Raw genomic sequence first — 15,184 nt, forward strand, 5'->3', positions numbered from 1 at the left:
TCCTTGAGTATATGATTATTTTTTTAAAAGGATGACCGGATCTCCGGCGGCGATTGCTCCATCCTTTTTTTCTATATTGGAAAACTTGGTGGGATTGGACACGATGACCGGTGTGATGGTCTCATATCCGGCCTCCTTGATCTTCTCCAAATCCGCTTCCACGATAAGATCGCCCTTCTTTACAGACTGACCCTGAGCAGCATGAATTGTGAAATGCTCACCCTTGAGCTTAACGGTGTCGATACCGATGTGAACGAGAACTTCAGCCCCGTCTTCGCTGAGCATGCAGAAGGCATGTCCTGTCGGGAAAAGAGCTACCAGCTGACCGTCACAGGGCGCATAAAATTTACCCTCTGAGGGCTCTATGGCAATTCCTTTTCCAACCATTTCCTGAGCGAATGTGGGATCACTGACTTTAGTTATAGATACTGCCTGACCTTTTACAGGCGCACAGATTTCAATAGACTTCCCTTTAAAAAGACTATCAAAAATTCCCATATGAATTTCTCCCCCTACAAAAAACGTTTCCTAAATTATAACTCTAAACCGTGATGATTTCATTAAATATCGTCAGTTTTTATTTGCATATTTTGGCGAGAGTTTCCAAAAACAGTCATTTTTGAAGAAAATGTCCGAAAATTGAAATTTCTTTTGCCATAAGAATTTCCCATTCGTATAAATCTACATAAGAATCTTATGGAGGTATATGTTATGGGTAAAATTATTGAAATCTTTGATGATACAAGAAAAAAATATGTTGAGATGTTCCTTGTAAATCCTTCGACCATGAGCGAGGAGGACTACAAGAGAATAGAGACCGAGCTTATACGGTTCGCCGATGAGCTGGCAATTGCAAACTAAAGGGGGAAGTTGCGATTGCGAACTAAAGAGGAAGGCGAAATAAAAAGGACGCACCCCGAAAGGATGCGTCCTTGTATATTGCACTTGTGGCAAAGATTACTTGAAGAGCTTTCTGCCTACGAAGATGCAGAGGCATGCGCCGATAACTGCAACGATAAGGCTTGCGATCAGGTTGTTTGCGGAAAAGCCAAGAAGACCGAAGATAAGTCTTCCAACAAAACCACCGCCTACGCCAAGAAGAATGTTCTTGAGCATTCCTGACTTCTCTCCCATAAGATAGCTGGCAGCAAAACCTGCGATGGCACCAAGAATAAGTGAAATGATAAAGCTTAACATACTTTTGTCCTCCATTCAGATACTGTTTTTTACATACGTCAAGAATTATATCATAAATAGTTAGTAATAAAAAATTTATTTGCCACAGGTTCTTTTCATTCGTATAAAATAAATGTAAGACCTAATATGTAAAGGAGGGTGAATGATATGAGTAATGACAAATTGGATAAGGAGCTTCTCGGCGAAGAAGAGCTTAATAGTGTACATGGCGGCCTGGATCTTTCAATGGGAATCTTCGGTGAAGACAAAAAAGGCGGGAAACCCAAGGCAGGCAAGAAGAAATCTCCGGATCTTATCCTGAAAGAGGACAGCATCGTTGACTTGAATCCCAAAAAGTGCTGATGATATAGAACAGGACGCAACCTTCAAGGGCTGCGTCTTTTTTTATGCGCTTTTACTGCGATTTAAGCCCGGACAAATCGCTGAATTTGTGGATGCATACCGCAGCAGGTGGGTGCTATACTGTCATTGACACAAATAAATATGGACGGAATATTGTTGGAGGAGAAAAGTATGAAGAAAATACGTGCGGTGGTTCTGGCCCTTGTGTGCATGCTGAGCCTTTCAGGCTGCGTAAGGTTCAACGCATCCATTGACGTTAAGAAGAACGGCAAGGTTGACGTGTCCATGATCTACGCTGCCATGTCCCTTGAAGATTATGGGTTTGACGGGGATATGTTCGATGAGGGGACCGTTGAAGATTTCGAGGAGGACGGCTGGACGGTGGAGCCATATTCCGAGGGCAGCTTTGTCGGATATAAGCTGATAAGAAAAGATGTTGAGTTAAAAGAGCTGGCGGATTCCCTCAAGGATAATGACACCGATATGGTAAACATGAATTCCTTTAAGGTCACCAAGGACGGCCTTAAGTACGTGATTGACTGGGATCTTAAGGGGATAGGAGAATTGTCAGAGGTCCAGGAATACAGAAGCTACTTTGATATGAGCGGCGGGTACCTGACTGTTGATATCAATCTGCCGGTTAAGCCCAGTGACCACAATGCAACAAAAGTGTCCGATGACGGAAAATCCCTGGAGTGGGACCTTTTATCACCGGACATGGATGGCATTTATCTTGAATTTACTCTTTTCAGTTTCAAGTGGTTATTCATTCTGGGCGGCATCGGTCTTGCGCTTGCGATCATCGTTGTTGCTGTGATCATCATAGACGACAACAGAAGGAGAAAACGCTTAAGACACCGCATGATGAATGACAGGGGAAATAATCCTACTTATACTTAAAGCCAAGCATCGTAACATCATCGAACTGATCGGCTTCACCCACAAAGTCTCGAAGATCCTGCCTTACGGCGGGAAGCATGGTCTGAAGGTCATCATCAGCGTGGACATTTAAAGAAGCCAGCATGCGATCTACTCCGTACTGCTCAACTGCTGTATTGATAGCCTCGGGGATGCCGTCAGTATATACAAACAGCGAATCGCCCTTGTTTAACTGGAGGTCATATTCCTTGAACTTCATGTCCTCCATTGTGGCTACAGCGGGGCTGTGCTTGTCCTTGAAAAGTTCATACTGACCGTTTGCACGCCGGATCACGGGATACTCGTGGCCGGCGTTTGCGCATTTCATGGCACCTGTAACAAGGTTAATTATGCCAAGCCACACGGTTACGAACATGTCAGCGCCGTTGCCCTCGCAGAGCTCATTGTTGGCCTTATAGAGAACTTCTCCGGGCTGTCCACCGCCTTCAGCAAGGGTTCGTATAGCAGTTTTGGCCTGCATCATGAACAAAGAGGCGGGAATACCTTTGCCGGAAACATCCGCAATGACCATGGCAAGTTTGTCCGGGCTTACAAAGAAGAAATCATAAAAGTCGCCGCCCACCTCTTTTGCGGGATCCATGGTGGCAAAGATCTCAAAGTCATCACGGGCAAACTTGAAGTTCTTTGGAAGTGCCGAGTCCTGGATGGTTCTTGCAAACTCCAGCTCCTGTGCAATTCTCTTTTCCGCAGCATCGATATAGCCCTTGAGAACATCCACAGTCTGGTTGATATCGTCGGAAAGTGAGGCAAATTCCGAGGAACTGTACACTGATACGGTCTCGTCAAGGTTTCCGTTGGTGATCTTGTTCAGCGAATCGTTTACCATCTCCAGGTTATTGACTACAATTCCCTGAACCAGCATTGAGATCAGTACGTAAATAGCCGTAAACATCATGATATCCGCAAATACGGTCTCATATGCGCCGGCATCACGGGCCTCGTAAACCTCAGACATTGGAAGCTGCACCAGAAGAAGTTCCATGTCATCAAGCTTTTCCACGTAGCACATGGACTGTTCTTCCGAGATGAGATTGGCGACGAAATAGTCGGTTCCAATCTGAGACTTAAGGAATTCCACCTGCTCTTTGCCCAGCATTTCTCCCTGATGAGTTCCGGCTACGATGGCCCCGGATTCCTGGATCACGTTAAAAGAGCCGCCATCTCCGATATGGAAATTCAAAGCCCCTATGTCATCCTGTTCGGCCCGAAGGCTGTTGTAGGTATCCCTGATGTCGTGGCAGGAGGTGACAAGATCTATCCTTGCTGACTGTACCGCAGACTGGGTCTGCACTCCGAAGGAGAAAAGAAATGTCATCATAAGCACGGCAACGGTAACAACAAACAGCCAGAAGGAGAACTTCTGGGAAACTTTTATCTCTTCATCGGTCATTTTTCTGAAGGGATTTCGCCACTCTCCGGCGCATATCCTTATGGCGATGGAGGACAGGGCCAGTCCCAGACCGCAGAAGATGATCATGGGAACAGAGCAGACCCGGACAACGTAGAAAGCCATGCTCATGTCAGCCCTGTGGGTGATGAACACGACGTACATATGAAAGACCTCCATGACAGCCCCCATGAAGAAGGCGTAGATGGCGGAGGGCTTTTTACCCTTGAAGATATACAGGTTCAAAAGAGCTGCCACAAAACCCGAAAGACAGGTAGAGAGGCTGCAGGCAACCCTGGTGTATGATCCGATCCCAAAGTAGGTTCCGGCGATATATCGCTCAATTCCGCCGATGAGACCCGCTATGATTCCGGAGGCCGGATCAAAGAAAAGCCCTGCGGACAGCGGCGCCAGATCCCTGACATTCAGTATCATATGCTCATACTGAACCCCGTAGTGGGTGGACAGTATCGAGCATCCTCCGTAGATGAGGCCTATTATAACTTTGGCCAGCCGGGAAATCTTCCTGTCTTTAAAGTATTTCCACAGTAGAAGTGTAAGAAAAATGTGGGCCGCAGTTATGGCCGACATCTGGGCTATCATTAACAGCATGATCATAAACTCCTGTAAGTATTATCCTGTATATTATAGTATCATCTTTTCGGTAATGATGGGAGCGAGTCGCCGCCGTCTTTTTGCTGACTTAATTGCAAAGGCAGGTTTACTCCGCCATCTTCCGTGCTATAATAGTGAAAACCCAATGGAGGATACTATTTATGAATACAGTCAGAATGGCAGAGCCAAAAGACATACCGGCAATCCTTGAACTTCTTGTCCAGGTGGACATGGTTCACCACAACGGCCGCCCGGATATTTTCAACGGCCCCGCTACCAAGTACAATGGGCAGGAGCTTAAGACCATGGTGGGAAAAGAGACGGATCCCATCTTTGTATGTGTCGATGAAACCGGCAAGGTGCTGGGCCACGCCTTCTGTGAGACCAAGCAGATCATCGGACACCATGTTCTGACTGATATCAAAACTCTCTATATAGACGACATCTGCGTTGACGAGAACGCCAGAGGCCGGCATGTCGGAACTTCGCTCTATGACCACGTTATAAACTTCGCCAAAGAGCATGATTACTACAACGTGACCCTGAATGTCTGGAGCTGCAATCCCACGGCCATGAAGTTCTATGAGGCGATGGGAATGAAGCCTCAGAAGGTGGGAATGGAAGTGGTGTTGTAAAGCAAAAAAACGTTGCTATTATGGCCCAAAGGCATTAAACTAATAAAGTACGGCGGTAAGTGATACCGCTCACGGGGCATTAGCGCAGTTGGGAGCGCATCACACTGGCAGTGTGGGGGTCACGGGTTCAAGTCCCGTATGCTCCATTTCAATATTTCTTTTGACTAAATCTATATGAGCCCCTCGGTTATGATACCGGGGGGTTCTTGCGTATACGCGGGAGGAAACAGTCTTGAGACCCATCGATCTTCACACTCATTCAAATTGTTCTGACGGAACCTACACAGTTACCGAGCTTATGGACTATGCCCATGAAAAAGACCTGGCGGCCATCGCCCTTACGGATCATGACACTGTTGAAGGGCTGGACGAGGCCATAAGTTATGCGGCAGAGCACTACCCTGATATGGAGGTCATCCCGGGAATCGAGTTCTCCACAGTGAACGAAGGCAAGGACGTGCACGTGGTGGGGCTGTATATAGACCATCACAATGCCGGCTTTGTGGCGGGATTGAAGGCCTTCGTCGATTCAAGAACCGAAAGAAACCGCAAAATGTGCAGAAAGCTCACCGAGGAAGCGGGACTTCCCATGACTTATGAGGAGCTGATACAGGCCTATCCCGGGGCTGTTCTTACAAGAGCCCATTACGCGGACTTCATGGTCAAAAAGGGCTATGCCAAGAGCCGCGCCGAAGTGTTTGACAGGTACATCGGTGACAACTGTCCCTACTACGTTCCCAGGGAAAAGATATCTCCCGAGCAGGCCATCGACTATGTACTGAAGGCAGGTGGAGTGCCGATCCTGGCTCATCCTGTTCTCTATAAGATGGGAGAGGCCAAACTGGATTCTCTGGTGGCTAGGCTCAAGGAGGCCGGACTTGTGGGAATCGAAGCTATCTATTCTACCTATGAGCCAAGGGATGAGAGGCGCATCAAAGCTCTGGCAGCCAAGTATGATCTGCTTATTAGCGGGGGCTCGGATTTCCACGGACGCAACAAGCCTGATATCGATCTGGCTGTGGGCTATGGCAGGCTCTTTGTTCCGGAGGACATTCTGCCGCCCATTAAGGCTGCTGCGGGGCGGCGTCCTTAATCTGTACCGGAAGTATAAAACTTTTTGTGTCCGATTTATAGCCCACCAAAGAAGTATAATGGTGATAGCGAATAAGCCCTGGCGGATATAACGGATAAGAAAGATATGACTGGAATGCCCGGAGGTTTGCATTATGAAACTACTGCATTTGTCGGATCTTCATCTTGGGAAGAGAGTTAATGAATTCTCCATGATAGAGGACCAGAAATACATATTGAAGGAAATCCTCACTATAGTGGGTGAGCAGAAGCCTGACGGTGTGCTGATCGCCGGGGATGTTTATGACAAGTCTGTGCCCAGCGAAGAGGCAATGAAGCTGTGGGATGAGTTCCTTATAAGCCTTGCCGATAAGAAGGTGCCGGTGTTTGCCATAAGCGGCAACCACGATTCAGCCATCAGATTTTCGGATCACGGACAGTTTGCCGGACTTGCGGGGATCCATCTTTCTCCTGTGTATGACGGCAAGGCTGCCCATTACACTCTGGAAGATGGTGAGGGGCCTGTGAATATCTACCTTCTGCCCTTCATAAAGCCGGTGGTGATGAGAGCTCTTTTCCCGGACAAGGAGATAGGGGATTATACCGATGCCTGCCGCGTGGCCGTGGAGGAGATGCAGGTGGACGAGAGTGAGCGCAACATTCTTGTGGCTCATCAGTTTGTGACGGGGGCTACAAGGTGCGAGTCCGAGGAGGTGTCGGTTGGAGGACTGGACAATGTGGACGCCTCTGTTTTTGATGCCTTTGACTATGTGGCTTTGGGGCATATCCACGGGAAGCAGAGAATAGGCAGGGACACCCTTCGCTACTGCGGAACTCCCCTTAAGTATTCCTTCTCTGAGAAGGACCACAAGAAGTCTGTCACTGTGTTAGAACTTGGTCCCAAAGGGGAAGTAAGTATCAGCGAGATCCCGCTTATTCCCAAGAGAGACCTTCGTGAGGTCCGTGGGACATATGATGAGATTACCAATAAGAAGAACTACGAGGGCACCAATCTCGAGGACTATGTCCATGTGGTGCTTACCGATGAGAATGATGTGATAGATGCGGCTGCCAAGCTGCGGGTTATATATCCCAATCTTATGAAGCTAAGCTATGACAATCTTCGCACCAGAAGCCATCAGATCATTGAGGACGCGCAGGATGTGGAGAGAAAGAGCCCGCTGGAGCTGTTTGAGGAATTTTATGAGAAACAGAACAACCAGCCTATGAGTGAGGAACAGAGGTCATTTGTGGCAGAGTGTATCGAATCCGTGTGGGAGGTGAAATAAATGAGACCGTTAATTCTTAAAATGTCGGCCTTTGGCCCCTACGCAGGGGAGGTTGAGCTTCCCATGAAGGATCTTGGCAGCAGCGGACTTTACCTTATTACAGGTGATACCGGTGCAGGCAAGACCACTATTTTTGATGCAATATGCTATGCACTGTTTGGCGAAGCCAGCGGCGAGAACAGAACCTCAGGGATGTTCCGGTCAAAGTACGCGGATCCTTCCACTCCTACCTTGGTTGAGCTTACTTTCAGCCATGAGGGGAAGGAATATCTTGTGAGGAGAAATCCGGATTACCTCCGTCCCGCGAAAAGAGGCGACGGAACTACCATGGAGAAGGCAAGCGCTGAGCTTCATTATCCCGACGGAAGGATTGTCAGCAAGACAACTGATGTAACTGCTGCTGTAGAGGAGCTTCTCGGGGTAAACAAGGATCAGTTTTCCCAGATCTCAATGCTTGCCCAGGGAGATTTCTTAAAGCTCCTTCTTGCGGGGACCGATGAGAGAATAAAGATATTCAGGGAGCTGTTTAAGACCTCTTATTTCCTTAAGCTTCAGGACAGGCTGGATCAGAGCTTCAGGGAGCTTTACGGTGAGGTTCAGGATGGCAAGAAGGCCATCAGCCAGTATATATCAGGAATCAAGACCGATAGCGACGATGTGCTCTCAATTGATGCCGACAAGGCAAGAAGCGGCGACATGCCTGTGTCCGATGTAATGGAGCTTCTTACAAAGCTTCTTGATAAGGACAAGGCTGCGGAAGACGATATCAGAGGAAGTCTCGATAAGATAAATCTTGAACTTGAAGCGGTGAATAACAGACTTGGAGCCGCCAGGGCCCTTGAGAAGACAAAGGCTGAGCTTGAGAAGGCCATGGAGGAACTTTCGGAGTTTGAGCCTGAAGCCGAGGAACTTTCCAAGGAATTTGAAAAGGCTAAAGCCGGTCTTGAGGGAAAGAGTGAACTTGAGAAGGCAGGAGCCACCATTCGGGCTGAACTACAGAACTATGATGAGGCTGATGTCATTGCGAAGGATATAAAGGCATCAACAAAGACTCTGGAAGAGGGCAGGATAGAAGCCGGGAAGCTTTCAGAGAGCCTGGAGGAGAGAAACGAAGAGCATCAGGAGCTCTGTGAGGAGCAGGAGTCTCTTAAAGATGTTGAGGTGGAACTCCAGAAGGCCTCCAATGAGTTTGATAAGATCAAGGAGGCACACAAGGCGATCCAGGAACTGATAGAGGACCTGAAGCAGTATTCTGCGGATGGCGCCAAGCTTAGAAAGGCACAGCTGTCCTATAGAAGTACCAGCGACTACTTCATGGATATCAACCGTGAGTATGAGGTTATGGAACAGAACTTCATGGACGGTCAGGCCGGCATTCTGGCAGAGCGTCTTAAGGAAGGGGAAAAGTGCCCGGTTTGCGGTTCTACACACCACCCGGAGCTTGCTAAGCGCTCCGACAAAGTTCCTTCGGAAAAAGAGCTGGAGGATGCCAAGAAGAACAGAGACAAGGCACGTGCTGAAAGAGATAATGAGTCTGTTTATGTCAGCGGCCTCTCAACAGCCCTTGAGACAAAGGCTGAGGAGATAAAAAAGAAAACCAGGGCCCAGCTTGGACTCGAAGATCTTGATGAAGCTGCAGAAGAGGCTGAACGCAAGGCAGAGAGCATCAATGCCGAGGGCAAGGTAATCCAGAAGCGTTTTATGGATCTTAAAGCCGGTGTTACAAGGAAGGAACAGCTTCAGAAGGATATTCAGTATGCGGAGAAGAGCCTTAAGGATCTGACCGGTGAGATAGAGGAATTAAACAAGAAGAATGTAGCCCTGGAATCGGCTCTTGAGGAGAAGAACAAGAGGCTTGAGGCTGTAAGATCCCAGCTCAAATTTGAGAGCAGGGATGCTGCGGTTGCCGAGATGAACAGTATCCTGGAAAAGGCACAGAAGCTTCAGAGTGCTTATGACATGGCGGACAAGGAACTGAAGGCTGCCAATGAGAAGATCTCAGGTCTTAAGGCTACTATAAAGAGTCATCAAAAGACCATTGAAACTTCCAAGGTCGCAGATACTACAGACGATGAGAACAGGCAGGAAGAGCTTATCCTTTTGCAGAAGGAGGCCATTGACCGCAGCCAGGTGATCGTCGCCAGGATCAGTGCCAACGATAGCATACAAAAGCATATTGAGAAGGAATCCGTAAAACTCTCGGAAACCGAGACCAGGCTTTCATGGATCAAGGCACTTTCAGATACAGCTTCAGGTAAGCTTTTGGGCAAGGATAAGATCACCCTTGAGACCTATATTCAGACTACGTATTTTGACCGCATCATAAGAAGAGCCAATATCCGTCTTATGACAATGTCCGGTGGTCAGTATGAGCTTAAGCGCATGGAGGAGGCCAGCAACGCAAGAAGTAAGAGCGGCCTGGAGCTTGGGGTTATAGACCACGCCAACGGCTCGGAGAGAAGCGTTAAATCTCTCTCGGGAGGAGAGTCCTTTATGGCTTCACTTTCACTGGCACTGGGACTTTCTGAGGAAGTACAGTCCTCTGCAGGAGGAATACAGATCGATACCATGTTTGTGGATGAGGGCTTCGGCTCCCTTGACCCCGACTCCCTGGAGCAGGCCTATAAGGCACTGTGCGGCCTTTCCGACGGCAACAGGCTTGTGGGCATCATATCCCACGTGGCGGATCTTAAGGACAGGATCGATTCCCAGATCGTGGTAGAAAAAGACAGGGCATCAGGCAGCAGGGTAAAGCTTGTTTGCTGATGGCGCAAATGTCACAGCGCGGTTTCTTTGCTGATGGCCGAATAGCTCGCAGCAGGGGGCCGCTGATTGACTAGAACGCCACTGTCCGATAATATTACAGTTATGAGCAAGAAAGAATCCTACAAGATAATTACACAGGAAGGCGTCGGTGAGATCGTGGAGAAGAAATCCAGGTTCATCGGAGGGGCCTACTTTGTGGACAGCGCAGCTGCCGCAGAGGAGAAGATCGCCGAAATCTCCAAGAAATACTGGGACGCAAGGCACAACTGCTACGCTTACGTGATAGGTGAGAACAGTGAGACCACCAAGTGCAGTGATAACGGTGAGCCTTCAGGAACAGCTGGTAAGCCGATCCTGGAAGTGATAAACGGCTTCGGTATCACCAATATCCTGATCATTGTGACAAGATACTTTGGCGGAGTACTGCTGGGAACCGGGGGCCTTGTAAGGGCCTACACCCAGGCCGCTCAGGCAGCCATTGCAGCTTCTGAGGTAGGGGAGATGGTTTACTCCCAGCTCCTTACCCTGAAGGTTGGCTACAACATGATCAACAATGTCCAGTACTATCTTGGACAGAACGACATCACCATCCAGGACTCCAGATATGAAGCAGATGTTCAGTTTGATATCTGTGTGAAGGATTCAGATATTCAGAAGATCAAAGACGGCCTCACTCAAAAAACCGAAGGCCAGATAGAAATAATTGAAGGAGATCAGGGTTATTATCTCCAATGAAGAATTATAAACCATGCCCTTCTGAATGCGCAGTTCTCGGACGAGGCGATGGTTTTCAGAATGAAAAAAGCAGCAAATGCCGATTTCTATGAGTAACACGAAATGAGGCATTTGCTGCTTTTTGAATTTTAGAAAACCACAACGCAGACGAACACAAGCATTCTGAAGGGCATGGCTTATTAGGTCATGGCCTATTATTTATTGTTTTTGAATCCGGCCCTCTTTCTAAGAGTGGGATCAAGGATTCTCTTTCTGATACGAAGGCTTGTAGGTGTTACCTCAAGAAGCTCGTCGTTGTCAATGAACTCGATACACTGCTCGAGAGACATGATCCTGGGGGGAACAAGTCTAAGTGCTTCGTCGGAAGCAGAGGTTCTGGTGTTGGTCAGGTGCTTGGTCTTGCAGACATTAACCTCAACGTCCTCGCTCTTTCCGCTGGTACCGATTACCATTCCTGAGTAAACCTTATCACCGGTCTTGATGAAGAGCTGTCCTCTGTCCTGAGCATTGAACAGACCGTAGGCTGTAGCCTCACCGCTCTCGAAGGCGATAACGGAACCGGTCTTACGGTAGTTCATATCTCCCTTGTAAGGAGCATATCCGTCAAAGATTGTATTGATGATACCGTTACCCTTGGTATCTGTCATGAACTCACCACGATATCCGATAAGTCCTCTTGAAGGAATAAGGAACTCGATTCTGGTGTAACCGCCGTTTCCGGCTCCCATGTTAACAAGCTCACCCTTTCTCTCGCCAAGCTTCTGGATTACGCTGCCGGAGAACTCGTCGGGAACATCTATGTAGCACTTCTCCATGGGCTCAAGCTTGTGGCCCTGCTCATCTGTGTGATAGATAACCTCAGCCTTGGAAACAGCGAACTCAAATCCCTCACGACGCATTGTCTCGATCAGAACTGAAAGGTGAAGCTCACCACGGCCTGAAACCTTGAAGGTCTCTGTTGTATCTGTATCCTCGACTCTTAAGGAAACGTCAGTGTTCAGCTCCTTGTAAAGTCTGTCACGAAGATGTCTCGATGTAACGTACTTACCTTCCTGACCTGCAAGAGGTGAATCATTAACGATGAAGTTCATTGAAATAGTGGGCTCAGAGATCTTCTGGAAAGGAATTGCTACCTGATTGTCTACTGAGCAAAGGGTATCACCGATCTTAAGGTCTTCAATACCGGAGATGGCAACGATGGAACCAATCTTGGCTTCCTGAACCTCAACACGTCCAAGGCCATCGTACTCATAGAGCTTACCAATCTTGGTCTTGATGCGGCGGGCGGGATCGTGGTGGTTTACAACAACAACCTCCTGGTTGACCTTAACTACACCGTTGTCTACCTTACCTACACCGATACGGCCAACATACTCGTTGTAGTCGATGGTGCTGATAAGTACCTGTGTGCTGCTGTCGGGATCGCCGACAGGAGCAGGAATATAGTTGATGATGGTATCAAGAAGGGGCTTCATATCAGGACCCTGCTCATCTGGTGAAAGAGATGAAGTGCCGGCCTTTGCTGATGCAAATACGAAAGGACAGTCAAGCTGCTTGTCATCTGCACCAAGGTCCATAAGAAGCTCGAGAACCTCATCGATAACCTCGTTGGGTCTTGCCTCGGGTCTGTCGATCTTGTTTACACATACGATAACCGGAAGTCCAAGATCCATGGCCTTTCCAAGAACGAACTTGGTCTGGGGCATGGGACCTTCAAAGGCATCAACTACCAGGATAACGCCATTTACCATCTTAAGGACACGCTCTACCTCGCCGCCGAAATCTGCGTGGCCGGGGGTATCAATGATATTGATCTTGATGTCCTTGTATGAAATAGCTGTATTTTTTGACATGATGGTAATTCCACGCTCACGCTCGATATCGCCTGAGTCCATAACACGCTCTACCACCTCGGCGCCGTCACGGAAGATACCGCTCTGACGAAGAAGTCCGTCAACCAGTGTTGTCTTACCGTGGTCAACGTGGGCGATGATTGCTACGTTTCTTACATCATTTCTTGTCTGCTTCATAAATTTTTTACCTCATATAATACGTAGAAACTAATTTAACCTTGTCTTCAAACTTTTAGAGTATAACACGCACTTTTTAATACTTCAATTAAAAATTGATAAAATGTCAGGTTGCCCTAAAGATAAGGGCTAAGTGACTACTTTATAGGAAAAAATGCTGGTGTATTGACAGAGACTTGACGAGTAGTGTAGTATTTAAAACAACTAAACAGGGTTTAGATAGAGGTTGCGTATTTAATGAGTAGTTCTGCAGATGCGGCAGGCGCAGGTGAAACAGGACGGAAGGTAAATACGCCGAAAGGTTTAGTACCTGCATACTAGATACTTGGGCATATGGTTAAGAGCCATATGACTGTCATCGCAAGATGGGGCGCTATCATATTTGATCCGGCAGTGATTCATGCCGGACATTTATCAAGGTATGACGGCTCATCAGTTAATCTGTTGAGCCTTTTCTTTTGAGCAATACCCGGATTGCAGCCACAACAAAGGAGGAAAACAATGGCTATATTTAAGGGAGCAGGAGTAGCAATCGCAACACCATTCAAGGACAACGGCGACGTCAATTACGACGAGTTCGCAAGACTTATTGATTTCACCATCGATGGCGGAGTTGATGCCATCATCGTATGCGGAACCACAGGTGAAGCAGCCACTATGGACGAAGAAGAGCACATGAGAGTAGTTAAGTTCTGTATCGACCATGTGAATCACAGAGTACCCGTTATCGCAGGAACAGGATCCAACTGCACAGCAACAGCCATCAAGCTTTCCAAAGAGGCTGAGGAGTACGGCGCAGACGCAGTTCTGGTTGTAACCCCATATTACAACAAGGCAACTCAGGGCGGACTTATAGCTCACTTTAGTGCAGTTGCCGATTCCATAAATATCCCCATCATCCTTTACAACATTCCCAGCAGAACAGGCTGCAACCTTCTTCCCGAGACAGTTGCAAAGCTTGCCAGAGAGCACAAGAACATTCAGGGTATCAAGGATGCTACAGGCAACATCACTCAGACCATCAAGATGATGAGCCTTGTGGGAGATGACATTGATCTTTATTCGGGAGATGACGATCAGATCGTTCCCATCATGTCAGTGGGTGGTATCGGAGTTATCTCGGTTCTTGCAAATCTCGCACCTAAGAAGACACATGACATCTGCGCAAAGTGCCTTGAGGGCGACTATGTTACAGCACGTAAGCTTCAGTTCGAGGCATTCCCTCTTGTGAAGGCTCTTTTCTCTGAGGTTAATCCCATTCCCGTTAAGAGCGCTCTTAAGATGATGGGAATCGAGGCAGGCCCTCTTCGTCTTCCTCTTACACAGATGGAGCCCGAGAACGAGGCTAAGCTTCGTGAGGAGATGAAGAAGTACGGACTTATCGATTGATATAAACCTTCGAAAGGACAGAAATAAAATGGTAAATATGATCATGCACGGCTGTAACGGCCGTATGGGACATGTTATTGTAGATCTTTGCAGGGAATACGAGGATGTGACCATCGTTGCCGGCGTTGATGCCTTTGGCGAGAATAACTACGATTTTCCTGTATTCAAAAGTCTTGATGAGTGCGATGTGAAGGCTGACGTGGTGGTTGATTTCTCAAACGCCGCAGCTGTTAACGGTCTTCTTGATTATTGTGCAGCAAAAGGGCTTCCCATTGTCCTTTGCTCAACCGGCTTATCTCCGGAGCAGCTTGATAAGGTAAAAGAGACATCGACAAAGACTGCAGTTCTTAGAAGTGCCAACATGTCAGTTGGTGTAAATGCGCTTCTTAAAGTGCTTAAGGAGGTTTCACCTCTTTTTGCCGAGGCGGGATTTGATATTGAGATAGTAGAGAAGCATCACAACCAGAAACTGGATTCTCCTTCGGGAACAGCTATTGCCCTGGCTGATGCCATCAATGATTCTCTTACAGAGAAGTACGACTATGTATATGACAGGAGTCAGCGCCGCGAAAAGCGCCCTGTCAAGGAAATTGGAATCTCCGCAGTTCGTGGCGGAACCATCGTGGGAGACCACGACGTTATCTTCGCAGGACACGATGAGGTGGTGACCATATCCCACAGGGCATACTCCAGAGCAATCTTTGGAAAGGGCGCGATTGAAGCTGCAAGATTTCTTGCCGGCAAGAAGCCCGGAATGTATGACATGGCGGATGTTCTGGCTTAAGAGGC

14 protein-coding genes, 1 tRNA gene and 1 riboswitch are annotated in these 15,184 nt (G+C 47.8%); of the genes, 11 read left to right on the forward strand and 4 right to left on the reverse strand.

Annotated elements, in window-relative coordinates; genetic code table 11:
• Positions 1-15 precede the first annotated feature (15 nt).
• Positions 16-498, reverse strand: coding sequence for a PTS sugar transporter subunit IIA (locus tag T456_RS0108680; RefSeq protein WP_035801506.1), 483 nt, complete (start codon positions 496-498; stop codon positions 16-18).
• Between the two features lie 213 nt (positions 499-711).
• Between T456_RS0108680 and T456_RS22425 the strand changes: the two genes are divergently transcribed.
• Complete coding sequence (locus T456_RS22425) at positions 712-861, forward strand: hypothetical protein (RefSeq protein WP_155838057.1); 150 nt, start codon at positions 712-714, stop codon at positions 859-861.
• A 96-nt stretch (positions 862-957) separates the two neighbouring features.
• Here the strand turns inward: T456_RS22425 and T456_RS0108690 are convergent, their stop codons facing one another.
• Positions 958-1,197 carry a GlsB/YeaQ/YmgE family stress response membrane protein gene (locus T456_RS0108690; RefSeq protein WP_024865801.1) on the reverse strand — a complete coding sequence of 80 codons (240 nt, stop codon included), beginning with the start codon at positions 1,195-1,197 and terminating at the stop codon, positions 958-960.
• Positions 1,198-1,344: 147 nt separating this feature from the next.
• On the opposite strand from T456_RS0108690, the gene T456_RS0108695 reads away from it, so the two are divergent.
• Both T456_RS0108695 and T456_RS0108700 read left to right on the forward strand, forming a co-directional pair.
• On the forward strand, positions 1,345-1,539 hold the full coding sequence (locus T456_RS0108695; protein ID WP_024865802.1) for a hypothetical protein: 195 nt from the start codon (positions 1,345-1,347) through the stop codon (positions 1,537-1,539).
• 171 nt (positions 1,540-1,710) lie between these two features.
• On the forward strand, positions 1,711-2,439 hold the full coding sequence (locus T456_RS0108700) for an LppM family (lipo)protein (RefSeq protein ID WP_024865803.1): 729 nt from the start codon (positions 1,711-1,713) through the stop codon (positions 2,437-2,439).
• Here T456_RS0108700 and T456_RS21255 read toward each other — a convergent pair.
• Entirely contained in the window at positions 2,426-4,477 is a 2,052-nt protein-coding gene (locus tag T456_RS21255; protein ID WP_024865804.1) for a SpoIIE family protein phosphatase, read from the reverse strand. The genes T456_RS0108700 and T456_RS21255 overlap by 14 nt on opposite strands.
• 164 nt (positions 4,478-4,641) lie before the next feature.
• Between T456_RS21255 and T456_RS0108710 the strand changes: the two genes are divergently transcribed.
• The 6 genes from T456_RS0108710 to T456_RS0108735 all read left to right on the forward strand — a co-directional run bounded on the left by T456_RS0108710 (position 4,642) and on the right by T456_RS0108735 (position 10,976).
• Complete coding sequence (locus T456_RS0108710) at positions 4,642-5,115, forward strand: GNAT family N-acetyltransferase (protein ID WP_024865805.1); 474 nt, start codon at positions 4,642-4,644, stop codon at positions 5,113-5,115.
• A 73-nt stretch (positions 5,116-5,188) separates the two neighbouring features.
• Positions 5,189-5,261, forward strand: a tRNA-Ala gene (locus tag T456_RS0108715).
• An 86-nt stretch (positions 5,262-5,347) separates the two neighbouring features.
• Entirely contained in the window at positions 5,348-6,208 is an 861-nt protein-coding gene (locus T456_RS0108720) for a PHP domain-containing protein (RefSeq protein ID WP_024865806.1), read from the forward strand.
• 133 nt (positions 6,209-6,341) lie between these two features.
• Entirely contained in the window at positions 6,342-7,475 is a 1,134-nt protein-coding gene (locus tag T456_RS0108725) for an exonuclease SbcCD subunit D (protein WP_024865807.1), read from the forward strand.
• Positions 7,476-10,241 carry an SbcC/MukB-like Walker B domain-containing protein gene (locus T456_RS0108730; protein ID WP_024865808.1) on the forward strand — a complete coding sequence of 922 codons (2,766 nt, stop codon included), beginning with the start codon at positions 7,476-7,478 and terminating at the stop codon, positions 10,239-10,241. It begins immediately after the preceding gene.
• A gap of 66 nt (positions 10,242-10,307) precedes the next feature.
• Positions 10,308-10,976 carry a YigZ family protein gene (locus tag T456_RS0108735; RefSeq protein ID WP_024865809.1) on the forward strand — a complete coding sequence of 223 codons (669 nt, stop codon included), beginning with the start codon at positions 10,308-10,310 and terminating at the stop codon, positions 10,974-10,976.
• A 194-nt stretch (positions 10,977-11,170) separates the two neighbouring features.
• Here the strand turns inward: T456_RS0108735 and typA are convergent, their stop codons facing one another.
• Positions 11,171-13,006: a translational GTPase TypA gene (gene typA, locus T456_RS0108740; protein ID WP_024865810.1), complete on the reverse strand. Its 1,836-nt coding sequence runs from the start codon at positions 13,004-13,006 to the stop codon at positions 11,171-11,173.
• A gap of 212 nt (positions 13,007-13,218) precedes the next feature.
• Positions 13,219-13,390, forward strand: a riboswitch (Lysine riboswitch).
• A 117-nt stretch (positions 13,391-13,507) separates the two neighbouring features.
• Here typA and dapA point away from each other — a divergent pair.
• Both dapA and dapB read left to right on the forward strand, forming a co-directional pair.
• Positions 13,508-14,395 (forward strand): 4-hydroxy-tetrahydrodipicolinate synthase, encoded by an 888-nt coding sequence (gene dapA, locus T456_RS0108745; RefSeq protein ID WP_024865811.1) that lies wholly within the window; start codon positions 13,508-13,510, stop codon positions 14,393-14,395.
• Positions 14,396-14,423: 28 nt separating this feature from the next.
• On the forward strand, positions 14,424-15,179 hold the full coding sequence (gene dapB / locus T456_RS0108750; protein WP_024865812.1) for a 4-hydroxy-tetrahydrodipicolinate reductase: 756 nt from the start codon (positions 14,424-14,426) through the stop codon (positions 15,177-15,179).
• Positions 15,180-15,184: the final 5 nt, after the last annotated feature.

This window comes from Butyrivibrio sp. FCS014, assembly GCF_000526935.1.
GTDB lineage: Bacteria > Bacillota > Clostridia > Lachnospirales > Lachnospiraceae > Butyrivibrio.